The sequence below is a fragment of the Streptomyces sp. NPDC041129 genome (assembly GCF_055592265.1).
The window spans coordinates 927,571-950,033 of the sequence record NZ_JBVIYV010000002.1 but is presented as its reverse complement, the minus strand read 5'-3'; the positions used below and the strand labels follow the sequence as shown (position 1 = coordinate 950,033).

At 72.1% G+C, this 22,463-nt stretch carries 21 protein-coding genes; 13 read left to right on the top strand and 8 right to left on the bottom strand.

Annotation, left to right across the window (positions count from 1 at the left end; translation table 11 throughout):
• Complete coding sequence (locus tag ACZ6B1_RS12550) at positions 1-1,209, bottom strand: acetyl-CoA C-acetyltransferase (RefSeq protein ID WP_468777383.1); 1,209 nt, start codon at positions 1,207-1,209, stop codon at positions 1-3.
• Positions 1,210-1,358: 149 nt separating this feature from the next.
• Here ACZ6B1_RS12550 and mce point away from each other — a divergent pair, with 149 nt between their 5' ends.
• From mce to ACZ6B1_RS12510, 8 genes are all read left to right on the top strand, one after another.
• Positions 1,359-1,799: a methylmalonyl-CoA epimerase gene (gene mce / locus ACZ6B1_RS12545; protein WP_199212042.1), complete on the top strand. Its 441-nt coding sequence runs from the start codon at positions 1,359-1,361 to the stop codon at positions 1,797-1,799.
• 206 nt (positions 1,800-2,005) lie between these two features.
• Complete coding sequence (gene scy, locus ACZ6B1_RS12540; protein WP_468777380.1) at positions 2,006-5,884, top strand: polarized growth protein Scy; 3,879 nt, start codon at positions 2,006-2,008, stop codon at positions 5,882-5,884.
• Positions 5,885-6,067: 183 nt separating this feature from the next.
• The gene (locus ACZ6B1_RS12535; protein ID WP_468777377.1) at positions 6,068-7,003 is read left to right on the top strand and encodes a cellulose-binding protein; all 936 of its coding nucleotides are present in this window, start codon (positions 6,068-6,070) and stop codon (positions 7,001-7,003) included.
• Between the two features lie 89 nt (positions 7,004-7,092).
• The gene (locus tag ACZ6B1_RS12530; RefSeq protein ID WP_468777375.1) at positions 7,093-7,356 is read left to right on the top strand and encodes a DUF3253 domain-containing protein; all 264 of its coding nucleotides are present in this window, start codon (positions 7,093-7,095) and stop codon (positions 7,354-7,356) included.
• A gap of 72 nt (positions 7,357-7,428) precedes the next feature.
• Positions 7,429-8,385, top strand: a complete 957-nt coding sequence (locus ACZ6B1_RS12525) for an ABC transporter ATP-binding protein (RefSeq protein WP_468777373.1) — start codon at positions 7,429-7,431, stop codon at positions 8,383-8,385.
• Between the two features lie 2 nt (positions 8,386-8,387).
• Positions 8,388-9,161: an ABC transporter permease gene (locus ACZ6B1_RS12520; RefSeq protein ID WP_468777372.1), complete on the top strand. Its 774-nt coding sequence runs from the start codon at positions 8,388-8,390 to the stop codon at positions 9,159-9,161.
• 133 nt (positions 9,162-9,294) lie between these two features.
• Complete coding sequence (locus ACZ6B1_RS12515) at positions 9,295-10,596, top strand: ABC transporter ATP-binding protein (protein ID WP_468777369.1); 1,302 nt, start codon at positions 9,295-9,297, stop codon at positions 10,594-10,596.
• Complete coding sequence (locus tag ACZ6B1_RS12510; RefSeq protein ID WP_468777367.1) at positions 10,593-11,468, top strand: ABC transporter permease; 876 nt, start codon at positions 10,593-10,595, stop codon at positions 11,466-11,468. Before ACZ6B1_RS12515 ends, ACZ6B1_RS12510 begins: the two co-directional genes overlap by 4 nt.
• A 9-nt stretch (positions 11,469-11,477) precedes the next feature.
• Here the strand turns inward: ACZ6B1_RS12510 and ACZ6B1_RS12505 are convergent, their stop codons facing one another.
• Positions 11,478-11,810 (bottom strand): ATP/GTP-binding protein, encoded by a 333-nt coding sequence (locus ACZ6B1_RS12505; protein WP_468777365.1) that lies wholly within the window; start codon positions 11,808-11,810, stop codon positions 11,478-11,480.
• 221 nt (positions 11,811-12,031) lie between these two features.
• Between ACZ6B1_RS12505 and ACZ6B1_RS12500 the strand changes: the two genes are divergently transcribed.
• Positions 12,032-13,060: an LLM class flavin-dependent oxidoreductase gene (locus ACZ6B1_RS12500; protein ID WP_468777363.1), complete on the top strand. Its 1,029-nt coding sequence runs from the start codon at positions 12,032-12,034 to the stop codon at positions 13,058-13,060.
• 115 nt (positions 13,061-13,175) lie between these two features.
• Here the strand turns inward: ACZ6B1_RS12500 and ACZ6B1_RS12495 are convergent, their stop codons facing one another.
• Positions 13,176-13,568, bottom strand: a complete 393-nt coding sequence (locus tag ACZ6B1_RS12495; protein ID WP_383020252.1) for an SCO5389 family protein — start codon at positions 13,566-13,568, stop codon at positions 13,176-13,178.
• A gap of 298 nt (positions 13,569-13,866) precedes the next feature.
• Between ACZ6B1_RS12495 and nucS the strand changes: the two genes are divergently transcribed.
• The gene (gene nucS, locus ACZ6B1_RS12490; protein ID WP_468777361.1) at positions 13,867-14,538 is read left to right on the top strand and encodes an endonuclease NucS; all 672 of its coding nucleotides are present in this window, start codon (positions 13,867-13,869) and stop codon (positions 14,536-14,538) included.
• 73 nt (positions 14,539-14,611) lie between these two features.
• Here the strand turns inward: nucS and ACZ6B1_RS12485 are convergent, their stop codons facing one another.
• The 5 genes from ACZ6B1_RS12485 to ACZ6B1_RS12465 all read right to left on the bottom strand — a co-directional run bounded on the left by ACZ6B1_RS12485 (position 14,612) and on the right by ACZ6B1_RS12465 (position 20,000).
• A complete protein-coding gene (locus ACZ6B1_RS12485; protein ID WP_468777359.1) occupies positions 14,612-17,083 on the bottom strand; it encodes an ATP-binding protein in 2,472 nt (823 codons plus the stop codon).
• Between the two features lie 272 nt (positions 17,084-17,355).
• Complete coding sequence (locus tag ACZ6B1_RS12480; protein WP_190013268.1) at positions 17,356-17,679, bottom strand: STAS domain-containing protein; 324 nt, start codon at positions 17,677-17,679, stop codon at positions 17,356-17,358.
• Between the two features lie 174 nt (positions 17,680-17,853).
• On the bottom strand, positions 17,854-18,702 hold the full coding sequence (locus ACZ6B1_RS12475) for a 3-hydroxyacyl-CoA dehydrogenase family protein (RefSeq protein WP_351672366.1): 849 nt from the start codon (positions 18,700-18,702) through the stop codon (positions 17,854-17,856).
• Between the two features lie 269 nt (positions 18,703-18,971).
• Complete coding sequence (locus tag ACZ6B1_RS12470) at positions 18,972-19,286, bottom strand: hypothetical protein (protein WP_468777356.1); 315 nt, start codon at positions 19,284-19,286, stop codon at positions 18,972-18,974.
• 72 nt (positions 19,287-19,358) lie between these two features.
• Positions 19,359-20,000, bottom strand: coding sequence for a TetR/AcrR family transcriptional regulator (locus tag ACZ6B1_RS12465; RefSeq protein ID WP_468777354.1), 642 nt, complete (start codon positions 19,998-20,000; stop codon positions 19,359-19,361).
• An 80-nt stretch (positions 20,001-20,080) separates the two neighbouring features.
• Between ACZ6B1_RS12465 and ACZ6B1_RS12460 the strand changes: the two genes are divergently transcribed.
• The 3 genes from ACZ6B1_RS12460 to ACZ6B1_RS12450 are packed head-to-tail and all read left to right on the top strand — an operon-like array spanning position 20,081 to position 22,211.
• Entirely contained in the window at positions 20,081-20,866 is a 786-nt protein-coding gene (locus ACZ6B1_RS12460) for an ATP-binding cassette domain-containing protein (protein ID WP_468777351.1), read from the top strand.
• A gap of 9 nt (positions 20,867-20,875) precedes the next feature.
• Positions 20,876-21,625 carry an ABC transporter permease gene (locus ACZ6B1_RS12455; RefSeq protein WP_390058675.1) on the top strand — a complete coding sequence of 250 codons (750 nt, stop codon included), beginning with the start codon at positions 20,876-20,878 and terminating at the stop codon, positions 21,623-21,625.
• Positions 21,626-21,638: 13 nt separating this feature from the next.
• Entirely contained in the window at positions 21,639-22,211 is a 573-nt protein-coding gene (locus tag ACZ6B1_RS12450; RefSeq protein WP_468777349.1) for a cob(I)yrinic acid a,c-diamide adenosyltransferase, read from the top strand.
• The last annotated feature ends 252 nt before the right edge of the window (positions 22,212-22,463 follow it).

The window sequence follows — 22,463 nt, the reverse complement described above, 5'->3', positions numbered from 1 at the left end:
TCAGGCCTTCGGTACCCGCACGATCAGGGCGTCACCCTGACCGCCGCCACCGCACAGCGCGGCCGCGCCGACCCCGCCGCCGCGGCGCTTGAGCTCCAGCGCCAAGTGCAGCACGAGCCGGGCGCCGGACATGCCGATCGGGTGACCCAGCGCGATGGCGCCGCCGTTGACGTTCACCTTTTCCGTGGAAACGCCGAGGTCCTTCATTGACTGGACCGCGACCGCCGCGAAGGCCTCGTTGATCTCGACGAGGTCGAGGTCGGAGACCTCCAGGCCCTCCTTCTTCAGGGCGTGCTGGATGGCGTTGGACGGCTGGGACTGCAGGGAGTTGTCCGGGCCGGCCACATTGCCGTGCGCGCCGATCTCGGCGAGCCACTCCAGGCCCAGCTCCTGCGCCTTGGCCTTGCTCATCACGACCACGGCCGCCGCGCCGTCCGAGATCTGCGAGGAGGACCCGGCGGTGATCGTGCCGTCCTTGGCGAAGGCGGGCCGCAGCTTGCCCAGCGACTCCGCGGTGGTGTCGCCGCGGATGCCCTCGTCCTTGCTGAAGAGGACCGGCTCGCCCTTGCGCTGCGGGATCTCGACCGGGGTGATCTCGGCCTCGAAGATGCCGTTCTTCTGCGCGGCGGCGGCCCGCTGGTGGGACAGCGCGGCGATCTCGTCCTGCTCGGGGCGCTTGATGCCGAGGCGCGTGTTGTGCTTCTCCGTCGACTCGCCCATGGCGATGTTCTCGAAGGAGTCGGTCAGGCCGTCGTGGGCCATGGCGTCGAGCAGCTCGACGGCACCGTACTTGTAGCCCTCGCGGGACTTCGGCAGCAGGTGCGGGGCGTTGGTCATGGACTCCTGGCCGCCGGCCACCACGATGTCGAACTCACCGGCGCGGATCAGCTGGTCGGCCAGCGCGATGGCGTCCAGGCCCGAGAGGCACACCTTGTTGATGGTGAGCGCCGGGACGTTCATGGGGATGCCGGCCTTGACGGCGGCCTGGCGGGCCGGGATCTGCCCCGCCCCGGCCTGCAGCACCTGCCCCATGATCACGTACTGCACCTGATCGCCACCGATCCCCGCACGGTCGAGGGCGGCCTTGATCGCGAAGCCGCCGAGGTCGGCTCCCGAGAAGGACTTCAGCGAGCCCAGCAGCCGCCCCATGGGCGTGCGCGCGCCCGCGACGATCACCGAGCTGGTCGTACCGGGTGTTCCAGAAGACATGAGCTGCGATCCCCTTACCGGCCTGCACAGCCGAGGAGTGAACGAGGGTTTACTTCGAATGTACTGAGCGGCACTCCGTGCCGTCATCGGCCCGTCGGTGTGATCGCGCGCACGTTGCGTAACCACGGCGGTGGCGCTGCACTGAATCCATGCTGACGCGAATCGACCACATCGGGATCGCCTGCCACGACCTCGACGCCACTGTCGAGTTCTACCGGGCCACGTACGGCTTCGAGGTGTTCCACACCGAGGTCAACGAGGAACAGGGCGTGCGCGAGGCCATGCTCAAGATCAACGAGACGTCCGACGGCGGCGCCTCCTACCTCCAGCTCCTCGAACCGACCCGCGAGGACTCCGCGGTCGGCAAGTGGCTGGCGAAGAACGGCGAGGGCGTCCACCACATCGCCTTCGGTACGGCGGACGTCGACGCGGACGCCGACTCCATCAGGGGCAAGGGCGTACGCGTTCTGTACGACGAGCCACGACGCGGCTCCATGGGGTCGCGGATCACCTTCCTGCACCCGAAGGATTGCCACGGTGTCCTGACAGAACTGGTCACTTCGGCCCCAGTTGAGTCACCTGAGCACTGACCCTCGTACATATGGGCCGGTAGGGTTGGGGGCGGTCGTCCTCAGAACCGGGGCGACCGCATGCCGGGGTCCGGGTTTCGGGGGACGAGCGTCGGGGCAGCAGCCCGTGCTCCGCCGTTGATCTGACACCATTCCCCGGGGGCCCCGTCCGGCGGATGGACGGTGCTCGTTGGAGAAGCTCACCAGGGGACGGATGGGACCGCGCAGTGCGGGGCTACGAGAGCCAGGAGCGAGAGCCGGCGGCTGACGTCGACCACCTCTCTCGGTTCGAGGCCGAGATGAAGCGGCTGAAGACCGAGCGGGAAAAGGCGATCCAGCACGCCGAGGACCTCGGCTACCAGGTCGAGGTGCTGCGCGCCAAGCTGCACGAGGCGCGCCGCACCCTGATGACCCGGCCCGCCTATGACGGCGGTGACATCGGCTATCAGGCCGAGCAGTTGCTCCGCAATGCCCAGATGCAGGCCGACCAGCTGCGCCAGGACGCCGAGCGGGAGCTGAGCCAGGCCCGCGCGCAGACCCAGCGCATCCTGCAGGAGCACGCCGAGCAGGCCGCCCGGCTCCAGACCGAGCTGCACCAGGAGGCGGTCACCCGCCGCCAGCAGCTCGACCAGGAGCTGGCCGAGCGACGGCAGACCGTCGAGTCGCACGTCAACGAGAACGTGGCATGGGCGGAGCAGCTTCGCGCCCGCACCGAGTCGCAGGCCCGCCGGCTGCTGGACGAGTCCCGCGCCGAGGCCGAGCAGGCCATGGCCACCGCCCGCGCGGAGGCCGAGCGGCTGACCCGGGAGGCCCGCGAGCGGCTGCAGAGCGACGCGGAGGCCGCGCGCGCCGAGGCCGAGCAGATCCTGCGCCGTGCCCGCACCGACGCCGAGCGGCTGCTGAACGCCGCCTCGACGCAGGCGCAGGAGGCCACCGACCACGCCGAGCAGCTGCGCACCTCCACCGCCAGCGAGTCGGACGCCGCCCGCCGGCAGTCCATCGAGCTGAGCCGGGCCGCCGAGCAGCGCATGGCGGAGGCCGAGGAGGCGCTGCGCAAGGCGCAGTCCGAGGCGGAGAAGCTGGTCACCGAGGCCAAGGAGGCGGCCGCCAAGGCACTGGCCGGCGCCGAGGCCGCCAACGAGACCCGTACCCGTACCGCCAAGGAGCAGGTCGCCCGGCTGGTCGAAGAGGCCACCAAGGAGGCCGAGAACACCAGGTCCGAGGCCGAGCAGCTGGTCGCGGACGCGCGTGCCGAGGCCGAGAAGATCGTCGCCGAGGCGGGCGAGAAGGCCCGCAGCGCCACCGCCGAGGAGACGGCGACCCAGCTCTCGAAGGCGGCCCGGACCGCCGAGGACGTCCTCGACAAGGCGTCGGAGGACGCCAAGAAGACCATCAAGGCCGCGGCCGAGGAGGCCGAGCGGGTCCGCCGGGAGGCCGAGGCCGAGGCGGACCGGCTGCGCTCCGAGGCGCACGACATCGCCGAGCAGCTCAAGGGCGCGGCGAAGGACGACACCAAGGAGTACCGCGCCAAGACGGTCGAGCTGCAGGAGGAGGCGCGCCGGCTGCGCGGCGAGGCCGAGCAGCTGCGCGCCGACGCGGTCGCGGAGGGCGAGTCCATCCGCGCCGAGGCCCGCCGGGAGGCCGTGGCGCAGATCGAGGAGGCCGCCAGGTCCGCCGAGGAGCTGCTCGCCAAGGCCAGGGCGGACGCCGACGAGCTGCGCCAGAAGGCGACCTCGGACAGCGAGAAGGTACGCACCGAGGCCATCGAGCGGGCCACCGCGCTGCGCCGGCAGGCCGAGGAGACCCTGGAGCGCACCCGCAAGGAGGCCGAGCGGCACCGCGCGGAGGTCGTCGAGCAGTCCGATGCGCTCAAGGCGGACGCCGAACGGGCCGCGCGCGAACTGCGCGAGGAGACCGAACGGGCGGTCGAGGCGCGGCGCGTCGAGGCCGCCGAGGAGCTGACCCGGCTGCAGTCGGAGGCCCAGGAGCGGCTGGCGTCGGCCGAACAGGCCCTCGGCGAGGCCCGGGAGGCGGCCGCCCGGATCCGCCGGGAGGCCGCCGAGGAGGGCGAGCGGCTGCGCACCGAGGCCGCCGAGCGGATCCGTACGCTCCAGCAGCAGGCCGCGGACGAGGCCGAGCGGCTGCGCACCGAGGCCGCGTCGGACGCGTCCGCCTCGCGCGCCGAGGGCGAGGCCGTCGCCGTACGGCTGCGCACGGAGGCCGCGTCCGAGGCCGAGCGGCTGAAGCTGGAGGCCCAGGACACCGCCGACCGGGTCCGCGCGGAGGCGCAGGCCGCCGCCGAGCGGCTCGGCACCGAGGCGTCCGAGACCCTGGCCGCCGCTCAGGAGGAGGCGGCCCGGCGCCGCCGTGAGGCCGAGGAACTGCTCGGTGCCGCGCGGTCCGAGGCCGACCAGGAGCGTGAACGGGCCCGCGAGCAGAGCGAGGAACTGCTGGCCTCGGCCCGCAAGCGGGTGGAGGACGCGCAGACCGAGGCGACCCGGCTGGTCGAGGAGGCCGACCGGCGCGCCACGGAGATGGTGTCCGCCGCCGAGCAGCACGCCCAGCAGGTACGGGACTCCGTCGCCGGGCTGCACGAGCAGGCACAGGCGGAGATCACCGGGCTGCGCTCGGCCGCCGAGCACGCGGCCGACCGTACGAAGCGGGAGGCCGAGGAGGAGGCGGACCGGGTCCGCGCCGACGCGTACGCCGAGCGGGAGCGGGCGAGCGAGGACGCGTCGCGGCTGCGGCGCGAGGCGAACGAGGAGACGGAGGCCGCCAAGGCGCTCGCCGAGCGCACGGTCGCGGAGGCGATCGCGGAGTCCGACCGGCTGCGCGCGGAGTCGTCCGCGCACGCCCAGCGGGTGCGCACCGAGGCGTCGGACGCGCTCGCCGAGGCCGACCAGGCCGCCTCCCGCACCCGGGCGGACGCCCGGGAGGACGCCAACCGCATCCGTTCGGACGCGGCCGCCCAGGTGGACACGCTCATCACCGAGGCCACCGCCGAGGCGGAGCGGCTGCAGACCGAGACGGCCGCCGAGGCCGAGCGGCTGCGGGCCGAGGCCGTCGCGGAGGCGGACCGGGTCCGGGCCGAGGCCGTCGCCAACGCCGAGCAGCTCGTCGGGGACGCCACCGGCGAGGCCGAACGGCTGCGCGCCGAGGCCGCCGAGACGGTGGGTTCGGCGCAGGCGCACGCGGAGCGGCTGCGTGCCGAGGCCGAGCGGCTGCGGGCGGACGCTGAGGCCGAGGCCGAGCGGCTGACCGGGGCCGCGCGCGAGGAGGCGGAGCGCACCCTGGACGAGGCCCGCAAGGACGCCAACAAGCGGCGTTCGGAGGCGGCCGAGCAGGTCGACACGCTCATCACGGAGACCACGGCCGAGGCCGACAAGCTGCTCACCGAGGCCCAGCAGCAGGCGCTGAAGGCCACCGCGGACGCGGAGTCGCAGGCCGACACGATGGTGGGCGCGGCCCGCAGCGAGGCCGACCGGATCGTGTCCGAGGCGACCGTCGAGGGCAACTCCCGTGTGGAGAAGGCCCGCACGGACGCGGACGAGCTGCTGGTCGGTGCCCGCCGGGACGCGACCGCGATCCGCGAGCGCGCGGAGGAGCTGCGCGAACGCATCACCACCGAGATCGAGGAGCTGCACGAGCGGGCCCGCCGGGAGGCCGCCGAGACCATGAAGTCGACCGGCGACCGCTGCGACGCGCTGATCAAGGCGGCCGAGGAGCAGCTCGCCGAGGCGCAGGCGAAGGCCAAGGAGCTGGTGTCGGAGGCCAACTCCGAGGCCGGCAAGGTCCGCATCGCCGCGGTCAAGAAGGCGGAGGGGCTGCTCAAGGAGGCCGAGCAGAAGAAGGCCACGCTGGTCAAGGAGGCCGAGGAGCTCAAGGCCGAGGCGGTCCGCGAGGCCCGGCGCACGGTGGAGGAGGGCAAGCGGGAGCTGGAGCTGCTGGTGCGCCGCCGCGAGGACATCAACACCGAGATCTCCCGGGTCCAGGACGTCCTGGAGGCCCTGGAGTCCTTCGAGGCCCCGGCGGGCAAGGACAACGGGGTCAAGGCGGGCGCGACGATCGGTTCCCCCCGATCGGGTGGCAAATCGTCGGAGGGCTAGCGAACGGGAAGGCTTGAGGTGTCTTCTGGGTGCTTTGCCCAGGTCTTTGGCAAGCCGTCACGTGATCAGCCACCCGAAAGAGGTGTCATTCTCCAGATCAAACACGTATCCGCTCGATGACACACCGCTTCGGCGCCTAGGATTCCACCTATCACCTCACCGGTCTCATTCGACAGGAACCCCATGAGCGACACTTCCCCCTACGGCTTCGAGCTTGTGCGGCGTGGGTACGACCGCGCTCAGGTGGACGAACGCATCTCCAAGCTCGTCTCCGACCGTGACAGCGCCCTCTCTCGCATCACCGCGCTGGAGAAGCGCATCGAGGAGCTGCACCTCGAGACGCAGAACGCGCAGGCCCAGGTCACCGATGCCGAGCCGTCGTACGCGGGTCTCGGGGCGCGGGTCGAGAAGATCCTGCGCCTGGCCGAGGAAGAGGCCAAGGATCTGCGCGATGAGGCCCGGCGCGCGGCCGAGCAGCACCGCGAGCTGGCCGAGTCGGCGGCCCAGCAGGTCCGCAACGACGCCGAGTCCTTCGCCGCCGAGCGCAAGGCCAAGGCCGAGGACGAGGGCGTCCGGATCGTCGAGAAGGCCAAGGGCGAGGCCGCGCAGCTCCGTTCCGACGCGCAGAAGGACGCGCAGTCCAAGCGCGAGGAGGCGGACGCCCTCTTCGAGGAGACCCGCGCCAAGGCCGCGCAGGCCGCCGCCGACTTCGAGACGAACCTCGCCAAGCGCCGCGAGCAGTCCGAGCGCGATCTGGCCTCGCGTCAGCAGAAGGCCGAGAAGCGCCTCGCGGAGATCGAGCACCGTGCCGAGCAGCTCCGCCTGGAGGCGGAGAAGCTGCGCACCGACGCCGAGCGCCGCGCCCGCCAGACGGTGGAGACGGCCCAGCGCCAGGCCGAGGACATCGTGGCCGACGCCAACGCCAAGGCCGACCGGATCCGTTCGGAATCCGAGCGCGAGCTCGCGGCCCTCACCAACCGCCGCGACTCCATCAACGCCCAGCTCACGAACGTCCGCGAGATGCTCGCCACGCTGACCGGTGCCGCGGTGGCCGCCGCCGGTTCGCCGGCCGAGGACGAGTCGATCTCCCGGGGCGTCCCGGCGCAGCAGACCCGCTAGGCCGTGTCCCGGTGAGGGGCGGTGGGACCTTGTCCCGCCGCCCCTTCCGTGTGCGCGTAGCCTGACGGAAGAGGGAAGGGGGCCGCCGTATGTCCGACTCCGACCGGTCCCTGGAGGACGCCGTCCTCGATCTCCTGGACCGCAGAGCGCCGGGCGCCTCGGTCTGTCCGTCGGACGTGGCCCGTGCGGTCCACCGGTCCGACGACGACGGCTGGCGGGAGCTCATGGAACCCGTCCGCCGGGCCGCGGCCCGGCTCGCGGCCCGGGGAGAGGTGGAGATCACCCAGCGCGGCACTCCCGTCGATCCCGAGCGGGCCCGCGGGCCCGTCCGGATCCGCCGGCGGTCCCGCTGACCGCGCTTGCGGGCGTGGGGCGAGCCGGCCGCCCGAGTGGCAGGGCCCCGGCCCCCGTCCTAGCGTGGCCGCATGATCGAGCTGGAGGGGCTGACCAAGCGGTACGGCGACAAGGTGGCGGTGGACCACCTCTCCTTCACCGTGCGCCCGGGCATCGTGACGGGTTTTCTGGGGCCCAACGGCGCCGGGAAGTCCACGACCATGCGGATGATCCTCGGACTCGACCGGCCCACCGCCGGTGACGTGCGCATCGACGGCCGGCACTACGAGCAGCTCAAGGACCCGCTCACCTCGATCGGGGCGCTGCTCGACGCCAAGGCGGTGCACGGCGGCCGCAGCGCCTACAACCACCTGCTCTGTCTGGCGCAGAGCAACGGCATCCCCGCGCGCCGGGTGGCCGAGGTGCTCGACGCCGTCGGGCTCACCGCCGTGGCGCGGAAGAAGGCCAAGGGGTTCTCGTACGGCATGGGCCAGCGGCTCGGCATCGCGGGCGCGCTGCTCGGCGATCCACGGATCCTGATGTTCGACGAGCCGGTCAACGGGCTCGACCCGGAGGGCATCCACTGGATCCGGAACCTGATGAAGTCGCTGGCCGCACAGGGGCGGACGGTGTTCGTCTCCAGCCATCTGATGAGCGAGATGGCGCTGACCGCCGAGCATCTGGTGGTCATCGGGCAGGGGAGGCTGCTCGCCGACACCTCCATGGCCGACTTCATCCGGCAGCACTCCAGGGCCTACGTGCGCATCCGCACGCCACAGCGCGAGCGGCTCCTCGACGTGCTGCACGAGGGCGGTGTCACCGTCGTCGAGGCGGGCGGCGGAGCGCTGGAGGTGGAGGGCGGCAAGGCGGAGCGGATCGGGGAGCTCGCCGCCCGCAACGGGATCGTGCTGCACGAGCTGAGCCCGCAGCAGGCTTCGCTGGAGGAGGCGTTCATGCGGCTGACGGCCGAGTCGGTGGAGTACCACGCGCACGCCGAACCCACCGCCCGGGTCCCCCAGGACTGGGGCGCCGGCTGGAAGGGAGCCTGAGCATGGCCACCGCACAGGTGATCCGGTCCGAGTGGACCAAGATCCGGTCCGTCTCGTCCACGGTGTGGACACTCTCGCTGGCCGTACTGGTCACGCTCGCTCTCGGGATGCTCATCTCCGCGCTGACACGGAGCCAGTTCGACAACATGCCGGTGCGCGAGCGGCTCTCCTTCGACGCCACCGTGGTCAGTTTCGCGGGCATGACCCTGGGCCAGCTCGCCATGATCGTGTTCGGGGTGCTCGTCGTCTCCAACGAGTACAGCACCGGCATGATCCGGGTGTCGCTGGCCGCCGTGCCGCAGCGGGGCACCTTCCTGTTCGGCAAGGTCGCGGTGGCCACCGCGCTCGCACTGGTGGTCGGCATGGCCACCAGCTTCGCCGCGTTCTTCCTCGGGCAGGCGATGCTGGGCTCCCTGCGCACCCACCTCGGCGACCCCGGTGTGCTGCGTGCGGTGATCGGCGGCGGTCTCTACATGACGCTGATCGCGATGTTCTCCATGGGCGTCGCCACCATGCTGCGCTCGCCGCTGCTCTCGCTCGGCATCCTGATGCCGTTCTTCTTCCTGGTCTCCAACATCCTCGGCAACGTCGACGCCACCAGGAAGGCCGGCCGCTTCCTGCCCGACCAGGCCGGCAGCCGGATCATGCAGGTGGTGCCGAGGATCGGCGACGACACGCCCTACGGCCCCTGGGGCGGGCTCGGGATCATGGCGCTGTGGGTGGCCGCGGCGCTGGCGGGCGGGTACGCCCTGCTGAAGCGGCGGGACGCCCAGTAAGTCGTTTCGGCCACGTTCGGTGATGCTCTGGCTTTACTTTTCCTTGGCCGGAACCGTCAGCGCCCGGATATCCTCCTAACCCTTACGGGGGGCGTGTGCCCCGCTGTCCTGAACCTTTCGATGGGTGCGGAGCATGATCGAGGCTGTCGGCCTGACCAAGCGCTACGGCGACAAGACCGCCGTGTACAACCTTTCCTTCCAGGTGCGACCGGGAGCGGTGACCGGCTTCCTCGGGCCCAACGGCTCGGGCAAGTCGACCACCATGCGGATGATCCTCGGGCTGGACAACCCGACGTCCGGCACGGTGACCATCGGCGGCTACCCCTACCGCAGGCTGCCCAACGCCCCCCGCCAGGTCGGCGCCCTGCTCGACGCCAAGGCGGTGCACGGCGGCCGGTCCGCCCGCAGTCACCTGCTCAGCCTCGCCCAGCTCTCCGGCATCCCGGCCCGCCGGGTGGACGAGGTGCTCGGGGTCGTCGGTCTGCAGGAAGTGGCGAAGAAGCGGTCCAAGGGCTTCTCGCTGGGCATGGGCCAGCGGCTCGGCATCGCCGCCGCGCTGCTCGGCGACCCCCAGGTGCTGCTCTTCGACGAGCCGGTCAACGGCCTCGACCCCGAGGGCATCCTCTGGGTGCGCAACCTGATGAAGGCACTGGCCGCCGAGGGCCGTACCGTCTTCGTCTCCTCGCACCTGATGAGCGAGATGGCGCTGACCGCCGACCACCTCATCGTCATCGGACGCGGCCAGCTCCTCGCGGACATGAGCGTGACGGACTTCATCTCCGCCAACTCCGCGGACTTCGCGCGGGTCCGCACCCCCGACACCGAGCCGCAGCTCCGCGAGAAGCTGTCCTCCGCGCTCACCGAGGCGGGCGGCCATGTGCTGCCGGAGCAGGACGGCGCGTTGCGCGTGACCGGGCTGCCGCTCCCCCGCATCAGCGACCTCGCGCACGAGGCGGACGTTCGGCTGTGGGAGCTGTCGCCGCACCAGGCCTCGCTGGAGGAGGCGTACATGCGGATGACGCAGGGGGCCGTCGACTACCGATCCACCATCGACCAGAAGGCGGGGCTGCAGCAGCCGCTGCCGCCCGGCGTCCAGCCGCCCCTGCCGGTTCCCGGTCAGGGCCAGCCCGGCTGGTACGCCCCGCCGCCGCCGCAAGCGGGCGGGCACCCGTTCGCGATGCCGGCGCCCTCGGGGCCGTACGGCGGCGCTCCCGCGGGCGCGTACGGGGCACCGGGCGCGGGCGCCCCCAACCCCTACGCCGCCCCCGCCGGGCAGGCGCCCCACACCCCGCCGGTCCCCCAGGCGCAGCCGGCGCCCCAGGCCCCGCAGGCTCAGCCCCCGGTGGCCGCTCCCCCGGCCCCGGCCGCCGCACCGTCCGAGTCCGCACCCGCGGCCCCGGCCGCCGACCCGACCCAGCCCGAGGACGCCCGATGAGCACCCACCAGCCCCCGATGCCGCAGGCCCCGGCCGCCGCGCCCGAATGGCAGGCGGCGCCCGGCGGGAGCCACCCCGGCTACAGCTCGCCGATCCCCGTCGTGCGCACCCACCTCGGGCACGCGCTGGCCTCCGAGTGGACCAAGATCAAGTCGGTGCGCTCGACGATGTGGACGCTCGGCGTCTTCGTCCTGCTCGTGGTCGGCATCGGCCTGCTGGCCGGTGTGGCGGTCCGGGGCTCCGGCGACCTGGGCGGCCAGAGCCCGCTGACCCTCGGCTTCTTCGGCCTGCTGATCGGCATGATGTGCATCATCACGCTCGGCGTGCTGACCACGGCGTCCGAGTACGGCACGGGCATGATCCGTACGACGATGACCGCGTGCCCGAGCCGGGGCCGGGTGCTGGCCGCCAAGGCGATCGTGTTCTTCGTGCTCGCCTTCGTGGTGACGCTGGCCGTGGTGTCCTTCGTGGCGATGCTCCACGCGTCCATGCTGGACGGCCAGGGCGCGAAGAGCCCGTCCACCGGGGAATGGCTGAAGGCCACGCTCGGCATCAGCCTCTACGTCGCGCTGCTCGGGCTGCTGTCGCTGCTCGTCGGCTCGATCATCCGGCACTCGGCGGGCGCCATCACCATCATGATCGGCGCGGTGCTCGCCCCGCTGGTGATCGCGCTGTTCATGAACGCGTCCTCACTGGAGAAGGTGCAGACGGCGCTGCTGGAGTACTCGATCCCGAGCCAGATGGGCGTCTTCTACGACAACACCCTGAGCCACTCCGGCCCGTCGGGCTGGGACCCGCTGTGGATCATGCTGGGCGTGGTCGCCGCGGCCTACGCGGGCGCCTACGCGCTGCTGCGGAGCCGGGACGTCTGAGCCCCGGGGTCAGAACCTCGGCGCGCTACGGGACCGCTGCACCCTTGTGGTGCGGCGGTCCTTCGCGTTCCAGCACGCCTTGTGCCAGTGGCGGCGGTCGTCCACGCCCGCGTGCTCGGCCCAGGCCACCACGTGCGGGACGGCGGAGGGGATGAGCTGGTCGCAGCCCGGGCAGCGGTAGGTCTTGCCCTCGGCGCTCGCCCCCGCGACATGGCGCACGCTCCACTCCTCGCCCCGCCAGCTCTCCGAGGACTGCCAGCCGCCGTACCGGCCTGCCTGGTCGTCCTCGGCGCTCCGGCCGGACGATCCGGCTGCCTTCGGTCGGTTGCGACGCGGGGACACGGGACACCTCTCGGAGCTATACAGGAAGCACGGGCCGCATCCAGCGTACGCGGCGCCGGTACGGGTACGCGTAGCGCTCCCGACCGCACAAGTGCCCCCGCCAGGGGGCGCATTCTGCAGACAATCCGCAAATCTCCCCGCCAGGCCGTGTCCTCGGCACGTGTCAGACGGTTATGCCGGGTGGGGGAGCTCCGGTCGGAGCCAAGGAAGCAGGAAGAGCGATGCGCGTAGGAAGTTTTGTGCTGGCGGCCCAGTTCCCGGGTCAGGGCCCCGGGGAGGCACTGCACCGTGCGGTCCGCTCGGCGGAGGTCGCCGAGCAGTCCGGACTCGACACAGTGTGGCTGGCCGAGCACCACTTCGTGCCGTACGGCACATGTCCGTCCGCGGTCACCCTGGCCGCCATGCTGCTCGGCCGAACCGAGCGCGTCCGGGTCGGCACCGCCGTCAGCGTGCTGCCCACCACGCACCCGGTCGCCCTCGGCGAGCAGGCCGCGCTGCTGCACCTGACGAGCGGCGGACGGTTCACGCTGGGCGTCGGGCGCGGCGGGCCGTGGGTGGACCTGGAGGTGTTCGGCGCGGGTCTCGAGGCGTACGAGCGGGGGTTCCCGGAATCACTCGATCTGCTGGTGCGCTGGCTGCGCGAACCGTCCGTCGCGGCTTCGGGTGAACGCTTCTCCTTCCGGGAGGTGCCCGTCGTGCCCCGCCCCTCGGAGGCGCTGACGGAGACCTCCGGACCGGAGGTCGTCGTCGCCTGCACCTCGCCGGCCACGGTGCGGCTGGCGGCCGAGCGAGGGCTGCCGATGCTGCTCGGGATGCACATCGGCGACGAGGAAAAGGCCGAGATGGTCGCCCTGTGGCGGCGGTCCGCGCGGGCCGCGGGCCGGCCGCCCGAGGAGGTCGCGGGCGCGGCCCATGTCTCGGCGGGCGTCTGCCAGCTCGCGGACCGGCGCACCGACGCGGTGGAGACCCTGCTGAAGGCGATGCCGGGCTGGCTGAAACAGGGCCTCGAGGCCCATGTGACGGTGGACGGCCGGGCGCGCGCGATGCGCGACCCCTTCGCCTACACCGAACTGCTCTGCGGGCTGCACCCGGTGGGCACCCCGCGGCTGGCCGCCGACCGGCTCGCGGCCACCTCGGAGCGCACCGGGATCTCCCGGTTCGCCCTGCTCGTCGAGGGTTCGGGCGACCTCGCGGCGACGGAGGAGAACGTGCGGCGGCTGGGCGCCGAGGTGCTGCCCCAGCTTCGCTGACGGGCCGCCGGATCCCCGGCGCCCAGGGGTGCTTGCCGCCCCAGTAGGTACGCACCTCCCCCGGGTGGAGCGGCAAGCGAGCGGCTCACTGTGTCAGCAGCCTGGTGTCCGCGCGTCAGCAGTCCCGGAGCTCCGGCGACTGGTTCAGCAACTGGTTGCGCACCGAGGTGAAGCGGGCCAGCGTCTCGTCCACCGAGTCGTCCAGCGGGAACACCGCCACCCGGTGGCAGTTCTGGAAGGCGAGCCGTACACCGAAGTGCCGCTGCAGCGCACCGCGTATGGCGTCACTCGCGAGCGCACGCAGCAGCTGACCACGTGCCTGCTCGTCCGGCGGGGGCGTCTGGTTGTCGGCGAAGGGTCCGCCGTCCACCTTCAGCTGGGCCACCAGGGAGCTGATCATCTCCCACGCATAGGGCAGGGAGGTCCGGACGCAGTCGACGAATGCTGCTTCGTCGACCTCGCCTCGCTCGGCCTGTTCGAGTAGGGCCGGTGAGACGTCGAGCGACATGGGTTCTCCTCTCGCACCCCCGCCGAGCAGGGGTTGCCGGACAGACAAGGAAGTTCGCGATATCGAACACGCTGGGTACACGGACCGCGACCTCCCGTTCCCTACGGTAGGCAACGGTCGGTGACCACACCAGCAGAATGCGTATATGGAACGGTCCCTTTAGGCGCACAATCGGCCAGAGTTGAACAGGAGTTTCCAGGGATAAAGGGGGTGGTTCCCCGGACCCGCGGTGCCGGTGGGGTCGGCGGAAGGAGGGCGAATCGCGTGCACCACCGGGTGTCGAGTAGCGTTGCCGACCATGCGTCTCGTCATTGCCCGATGCTCGGTCGACTACGCCGGCCGGCTCACCGCCCACCTGCCCTCGGCGCCCCGCCTGATCCTGGTCAAGGCGGACGGCAGCGTCTCCATCCACGCGGACGACCGGGCGTACAAGCCCCTCAATTGGATGTCGCCGCCCTGCACGCTCAAGGAGGGGGCGGGTGACGACGAGGGCGTGTGGACGGTGATCAACAAAGCGGGCGAGAAACTGATCATCACGATGGAGGAGATCCTCCACGACTCCTCGCACGAACTCGGTGTGGACCCCGGCCTGATCAAGGACGGCGTGGAAGCGCACCTGCAGGAACTGCTCGCCGACCGCATCGAGACGCTCGGCGAGGGCTACACGCTCATCCGCCGCGAGTACATGACCGCGATCGGCCCGGTGGACATCCTCTGCCGGGACGCGGACGGCGGGACGGTCGCCGTGGAGATCAAGCGGCGCGGCGAGATCGACGGCGTGGAACAGCTCACCCGCTACCTCGAACTGCTGAACCGCGACCCGCATCTGGCCCCGGTCCGCGGTGTCTTCGCCGCCCAGGAGATCAAGCCACAGGCCCGGGTCCTCGCCACGGACCGCGGCATCAACTGCCAGATCCTGGACTACGACGCCATGCGCGGCATCGAGGACGACAAGCTGCGGCTGTTCTGAGCCGCGGCGACGCCGACACGGCCGAGGGCCGGTTCCCCGGGGGAACCGGCCCTCGCGCGTTCAGCGGGAAGGGTCACATCACGGAGGCCGGGCCGCCGGCCTCCGGCGCGCTCGCCGCGCCGCTCGACGCCGCCGCCGGGGCTCCGGACGCCGGGCCGCTCGCCGAGGTGGACGTCCCCGGGGACGAGGACGGGCTCGTGGACGGGGAAGGGGACCCCGGCGAACTGGGGCTGGGCGGCGGGCTGCTCGACGGGGTGGACCTGGTCGGCGTGGGTGTCGGCGAACCCGGCCGGTGGGTGCTCCTGGTCGGCGACGGCGTCGTACCCCCGCCGTCCGAACCCTTCGTGGCGCTCGGGCGGGACGACGGGCCGGAGCTCTCCGCCGGCGGGGCCGGGTCGTCCGAGGTGCCGTAGGTGCCGTCGGGACCGGGGTTGGTCGGGCTGCTGGAGACCGCTCCGGGGCCGGCGTCGCCGTCGTCGTCCTTCTTCGGGCCGGCGGCCGGGCTGCCGTCGTCGATGTCCTGGCTCACCGACGGGTTGACGTCGACCGTGCCGGCCGGGTTCCGGTCGGCGTTCTGCTCGGAGGTCATGCCGAGCGTGACGACCGTGCCGAGCACGGCGACGAGCAGTGCCCCGGAACCGGCCGCGACCAGGTTGCGGCGGGCCAGCCGGCGGATGCCGCCGCCGGTCGCGGCGGCCGGGGACTGACGGGCGATCAGGGGTTCGCCGGCCGGGCCGAACGGCGCCGTGCGGACGGCCGGTACCCCGCGGGGCGGCGACGCGGACTCCTCGTGGCGGGCGTCGGGCGCTTCCTCGCCCGCCGTCGCCGCGGGCCCGGGCGCCTCACCGGCGAGGTCGGCGACCAGCGCCAGCGCGCGGCGCCCGGCGACGGCGCCCCGCTTGTCGGCCAGCGCCGCGCGCAGGCCGCCCGAGGCCTCCAGCTCGGCACGGGCCCGGTCGAGCCGGCCCCCGCAGAGCGCGAGGACGCCCAGTTCGTGGTGGAAGTAGACCTGTTCGGCGACATCACCGGAGAGCCGGGAGGCCTCGGTGCCGGAGCGCAGCGAGCGTTCCCAGGCGCTCCAGTGCAGCCCGGCGGCGAAGGCGGGCGCGGCGGTGCGGGCGAGCCGCACCGCGACGCTCTCCTCGCCCTCCGCGGTGGGCTCCGTGGCCGGCACCACCACGGCGAGCGCGGCGAGGACCGCGTCCGCCTCGGCGCACACACGCTCGGGGGTGACCGAGGGGTGACCGGCCCACCAGGCGTAGTGCTCGGCGGCCGTCCGGGCTTCGGCGGGGGCGTCGGCGTCGTATCCGGCGGCCTCGAGCTGGGCCTGCACACCGGCCGCGAGCCGGTAGCGGGAGCCGACCGCGGACACCAGTCCGCAGCTCGCGAGTTCACCGAGGGCGGCGTCGGCGTGGGTGTCGCCGACCAGGGCGGGCAGGTGCGCCTGGTGCGGGACCTCACCGCCGAGCGCCACCGCGAGGCGGAGCGTGGCACGGGCGGAGGCGCTCAGCCGGGCGGCGAGCAGCGGGGCGGGCGCGGCGGCCTCGCCGAGGGACGGCAGGGCCACCTGGTCGCCCTCGTCGGCGCCGAACTCCTCCTCGACCGGGGACCGCAGGTCCTCGAAGACGCCGTACTCGTCCACCGCCCCGGTGCTCGCGCGAACCTGGTCGCGCTGCCGGAGCAGGGCGCCGGCCTGCACGAAGCGCAGCGGCAGGCCCTCGGACTCGAACCAGAGGTCGCCGGCCCAGTTGGCCTCCTCCTCGGTGAGGACACGGCCGACGGCCCGCTCCAGGATCTCCACGCCGGACGCGCGGTCCAGACCGCCGAGGAAGACCTCCTCGACCTCGGAGCCGGCGGCGGGCCCGGGCACGTCCGGGGTGGCGGCGAACAGGAAGGCGCACTCGGGGGTGGCGTCGAGCAGTTCGTCCAGGGCGGCGCCGCCGAACTCCAGGTCGTCCACGACGACGACCGCGCCGATCTCCCCGACGAGGGCGACCAGTTCGTCCTGTTCGGGGCGGTGTGCGGGGGCCTCGTGGACGGCGTGGAACAGGTCGTGGAGGAGGTCGGCGGCGGTGCGGCCGAAGCCGGTGAGCCGGACCACGCCGTCGGGCGCGAGGTCCACGCAGTCCTCGGCGACGAGGTCGAGCAGGGCGGTGCGGCCGGAGCCGCCGGGGCCGGTGAGCCGCACCGAGCGGCCCCGGGCGAGCAGCCGGACCAGGCGTTCGCGTTCGTCCTGACGCTCCAGCAGGGAGAGCGTGGGCAGCGCCGGGCCCGGCGGCACGGGCGGCCGGGCGGCACGTTCGGTCTCGGCGCGTTCGGCGGGCGTGCGCCTGCGGGGCCGTTCGGGCCTCTGGTGCGGCGGGCAGGGTTCTATCTCGCTGCCGTCCACCGGGTTGACGGTGAGCAGGAAGTCGCCGGAGACGACCTGCGCCGTCCGGGCGATCGCGGGCGTGCTCTGGCCGAAGTCGGAGGTGAGGGATTCCCTGGGCGGGCGTCGGCTGAGAGCCTGGCCGTGCTCCTCGGGTCCCGGAGTGATCGGGTCCATGGGTTCAAGCCCCCCAAAAGCGTCGTGTGCCCTCAAGCACCGGCCCCTCCCGGCCTGCTGCACACCGCGCTGTCGCTTCTGGTCCGGGCCCGCTCGAGGGTTGCTTCAGGCAGCGGGCGACCGAACCCTAAACCTTCGCACAGTATCCACGACAGGCCGGGGTGCCGCGCGGCCCGAGACGTCACGGTCCGGTGAGGATTGCCCTCGAGGTGCGGAAAGGGGGCTGCGCCCGGGTCTCCCCCGTCGCCCCCATTCACCCCTGATCGCGCGTGTTACACCCGGGGAAGCGACTCGACCCCGATGCCGCCCTCGATGGCGAGGATGCGGTGCAGCCGGGTGGCGACCAGCAGCCGCTGCATCTGCGGCGGGACACGGCGCAGCACCAGACGGCGACCGCAGCGGCCGGCCCGCCGGTGGGCACCCATGATCACCCCGAGGCCGGTGGCGTCCCAGGAGTCCAGTTCGGACAGGTCGAGCACCAGGTCGCCGACGCCGCCGTCGACGGCCGAGTGCAGGGCCGTACGGGCGTCCGCCGCGCTGCGGACGTCGAGGCGGCCCCCGACGACCAGCTCGGCGTGGTCGCCCCTGATGTACATATGCGCTCCCCGTTGAGTGCGGTCTGGCGTACTCCGTGACGGTGCTCGTGCTGTGCAACGTCTGACTGCCTGAGTGGCAGTGCGGTTGCTGCTTGTAAGCGAACCGATACCGAATTCACCCCCGGGAGTGATGCTCCCGGGGCGTGCGTCCGGATTCGTACGGATCTGTACGGGTCAGTACTTGTAGAAGCCCTGCCCGCTCTTGCGGCCGATGTCACCGGCGTCCACCATCCGGCGCATCAGCTCCGGCGGGGCGAACTTCTCGTCCTGCGACTCGGTGTAGATGTTGCCGGTGGCGTGCAGCAGGATGTCCACGCCGGTCAGGTCCGCGGTGGCCAGCGGGCCCATGGCGTGGCCGAAGCCCAGCTTGCAGGCGAGGTCGATGTCCTCGGCCGTGGCGACGCCGGACTCGTACAGCTTGGTCGCCTCGACCACCAGGGCCGAGATGAGGCGGGTGGTGACGAAGCCGGCCACGTCCCGGTTGACGACGATGCAGGTCTTGCCGACCGACTCGGCGAACTCCCGCGCGGTGGCGAGGGTTTCGTCGCTGGTCTTGTAGCCGCGGACCAGCTCGACGAGCTGCATCATCGGCACCGGGGAGAAGAAGTGCACACCCACCACCCGCTCGGGGTGCTCGGTGGCCGCCGCGATCTTGGTGATCGGGATGGCGGAGGTGTTGGAGGCGAGCACGGCGTCCGGCCGCACGATCTTGTCGAGCGCGCGGAAGATCTCGTGCTTCACCTCGAGCTTCTCGAAGACGGCCTCGACGACGATGTCGGCGTCGGCGGCGGCGTCCAGGTCGGTGGTCGCGGTGATGCGGCCGAGAGCGGTGTCGGCGTCGTGCGCCTCCAGCCTGCCCTTGCTCACGAACTTGTCGTACGAGGCCTTGATGCCGTCGGTGCCACGCTTGAGGGCCTCGTCGGTGACGTCCCGCAGGACTACGTCCCAGCCCGCCTGCGCGGCGACCTGAGCGATACCGGACCCCATGAGGCCGGCCCCGATGACGGCGAGCTTCCGTGCCACTGTGCGACTCCCCTGATACGCGCTGTCGTCAGGCCCTGGCGTTGCCTTCCCCTGGTCCGCTCACGGATTCGATCCCGGCGTCCTGGGACAGTTGCTTCACCGGACGCCGCCGGGCAGGCGAAAAGGTCACGCCGGGGCCTATCTCTCGGCCGGACACTAGCGCCCGTGAGGGGCGCAGCGGCGGAGTTAGTAACGCGTTTCACGTCTCACGGGGTGAGATACCGGTCACGTCCGCGGTCCACCGCACGGCCTGTGCGTCGACGTCGATGTCAGTACCGCCTCCTACGCCGGCCCGGCAGGACCGGAGAGCCGAAGGAAGAGGCATCGACATGGGCGGCAACTGCTGGATGCGCACGGGCCCTTACGGCCTGCTCGGCGTTCACCGTCTCGTGAAGCATCCCACCGAATTCGGAACTCGGCTGCTCACCTCGGGGCTCGGGCTCCTGGACCACCAGATAGTTCTGGATCGTCCCGGACCCGTACGCCTCGATGAACTGTCGGTAGTCGCGGGGGAATTCCCAGCGCCAGGACACGTTCATGCGCGTCCAGTCGACCGATACACCAGGTTCGGTCGTGGACGGCATGAGCTGCTGAAGTCTCTCCCACAGGGCAGGGCCGGGCCACCGGAGTCAGATCGCCGAGGAACTTCAGGGCCCTCAGGCCCCGGGGCGCACCGCGTACGTGAGGACCTTCTCGCTCAGCAGGTCCTCGATGTCGTCGAGGAGGGCGAGCACCTCCCGCGAGACATCGCGCGGATCGCGCCCCCTGACCATCTCCCGGCCGATGACCGCCATGACCGTACTGTGCACCCAGCCGATCTGGCCGGCCATCAGGTGCGGCAGGTCGTCGTCGTCCGCGGCGCCGGTCTCCTCGCGCAGTTCGCGCTCCAGGGTGGACTGCACCTCCTGGCCGATTCCCCACAGCCGGGAGCGCAGGGCGGGGGCCTCCTCGATGACCCTCATGAACGCCGCGTATCCGGGGATGAGCCCGACCCGCGGGGACACGGCCTCGACCTCCTCACGCAGTTCGCGCAGCACCGCGGAGACCGCCGACTCGCCCGCCGGGCGGCCGCGTACCCAGCGGGCGAGCCGGTCGACCATGCCGGCGGAGCGGTCGAAGAACAGGTCCTCCTTGGCGGGGAAGTAGTTGTAGACGGTGTTGACGGAGACATCGGCCGCCCCGGCGATCTCCGCGACCGTCACCGCGTCGAACCCGCGCTCGACGAACAGACCCGTGGCGACATCCGAGATGTACTGCCTGGTCTGCCGTTTCTTCCGCTCCCTGAGCCCCTCAGCCATGCCCACATCCTAACTTCGCTGGGCCCGATGAAAACTTGGAGACATTGCAAACTTTCATGGACTCTGTTTTTCTGTACGCCATGGCAGCAGTCATCAGCGCGGCCGGCCTGGCCCGCACCTTCCAGACGAAAGCCGGTCCGGTGGAGGCCGTACGGTGTGTCGACCTCGCCGTCCGCAAGGGCGAGATCCTCGGCCTCCTCGGACCCAACGGCGCCGGCAAGACCACCACCCTGCGGATGCTCACCACCCTGCTGAAGCCCACCGGCGGCGCGGCGACCGTCGCCGGTCACGACCTGGCCACCGACCCGGGCGGAGTGCGCCGGGTCTCCGGTTACGTCGCCCAGTCCGGCGGCGTCGACCCGCAGATCACCGTCCGGGAGGAGCTGGTCACCCAGGCCCGGATGTACCGCCTGCCCAAGGCCGAGGCGGTCCGGCGCACCGCCGAACTCGCCCGCGAGCTGGACCTCACCGAGCTGCTCGACCGCAGGACGGCCGCGCTCTCCGGCGGCCAGCGGCGCCGTCTGGACATCGCGATGGCGCTCACCCATCGCCCGAAGGTGCTGTTCCTGGACGAGCCGACGACCGGCCTCGACCCCGGCAGCCGCGCCGACCTGTGGGACCTGGTCCGCGGGCTGCGCGACCGGCACGGCACGACCGTCTGCCTGACCACCCACTACCTGGACGAGGCCGACGCCCTCGCCGACCGCCTGGTCGTCGTCGACCGGGGTGTCGTGGTGGCCGACGGCACGCCGAGCGCGCTCAAGCTGGCGCACGGCGGCTCGATCGACGCCACCCTCCAGGACACCTTCCTCGCCATCACCGGCCGTGGTCCCGCCCCGGCCGGCGCCGCTCCCCTCGCCGTATAGGACGCCCGCATGCTGCTGCACGACACGGCCCTCGTCTACGGCCGCTATCTCCGTCAGTCCCTGCGCTCGCGTTTCGCCCTGCTCTTCGGTGTGCTGACGCCCCTGCTGTACCTCCTCTTCTTCGGCCCGCTGCTCACCGGCCTGCCGCTGGGCGGCGACGGCAGCTCCTGGCAGGTGCTGGTGCCCGGGTTGCTGCTCCAACTCGGTCTCTTCGGCGCCCTGTTCGCGGGCTTCACCGTCATCATGGAGAACGCCCAGGGAGTGCTGGAGCGGATGCGGGTGACCCCCGTCAGCCGCCTCGCCCTGCTCCTCGGCCGGGTCCTTCGCGACGCCACGGTCTTCGTCCTCCAGGCGGTGCTGCTGGTGCTGGCCGCGCTGGTGATGGGGCTGCGCGCACCGCTGCCGGGCGTTCTCATCGGCTTCGCCTTCGTCGCCCTGCTCACGGTGTCGCTGGCCTCGCTGTCGTACGCGCTGGCGATGAAGGTGCGCACCCCGCAGGAGTTCGGGCCGCTGATCAACGCCGTGTCGATGCCGTCGATGCTGCTGTCCGGCCTGATGCTCCCGATGACCCTCGCGCCGGCCTGGCTGGACGTGCTCTCGCACTGCGTGCCGTTCCGCTATCTGGTGGACGCGGTCCGCGACGCCTACATCGGCCGGTACACGAGCGCGCACATGCTGTACGGCGGTCTCGTCGCGGTCGGTTTCGCCGTACTGACCGTGACAGTGGGCACACGCGTGTTCCGGACGGCCGGAGCGTAACTACGCTGGTCACATGGTCAATCTGACGCGCATCTACACCAGGACCGGCGACCGGGGCACCACCGCCCTCGGCGACATGAGCAGGGTCGCCAAGACGGACCTCAGGATCTCGGCGTACGCCGACGCCAACGAGGCGAACGCGGTGCTCGGCACGGCGATCGCGCTGGGCGGCCTGGACGCGGAGATCGTCGAGGTCCTCACCCGTGTCCAGAACGACCTGTTCGACGTGGGCGCCGACCTGTCGACGCCGGTGAAGGAGAACCCGGAGTTCCCGCCGCTGCGGGTCGAGCAGTTCTACATCGACCGGCTGGAGGCGGACTGCGACCGCTTCAACGAGCGGCTGGAGAAGCTGCGCTCCTTCATCCTCCCGGGCGGCACCGCCGGCGCCGCCCTGCTGCACCAGGCGTGCACGGTGGTCCGCCGGGCCGAGCGCTCCACCTGGGCGGCGCTGGAGGCGCACGGCGAGGTGATGAACCCGCTGACCGCGACCTACCTCAACCGCCTGTCCGACCTGCTGTTCATCCTGGCCCGGACGGCGAACAAGGACACCGGCGACGTGCTGTGGGTGCCGGGCGGGGAGCGCTAGCCGGCCGGGGCGACCGGCGCGGCCAGGATCCAGCGGCCCGCGACCTTCCACTCATGGAGGGCGCGGGTCGTGCCGTTTTCCGGGGGCCGCCCGGACGGCGGCGAGGGGCCGTCCGACGCGGAGACCGCCCGGCGCCCGGAGACGGCGGGGGGCACGGCGGAGGCGCATGTCAGCCGTCTGCCGGGGAGGCCGGATCGCACGGCGGGGGACAAGCGGCGGTCCAGTTACAGGAGTTGGGGAACCGGCCGGAGC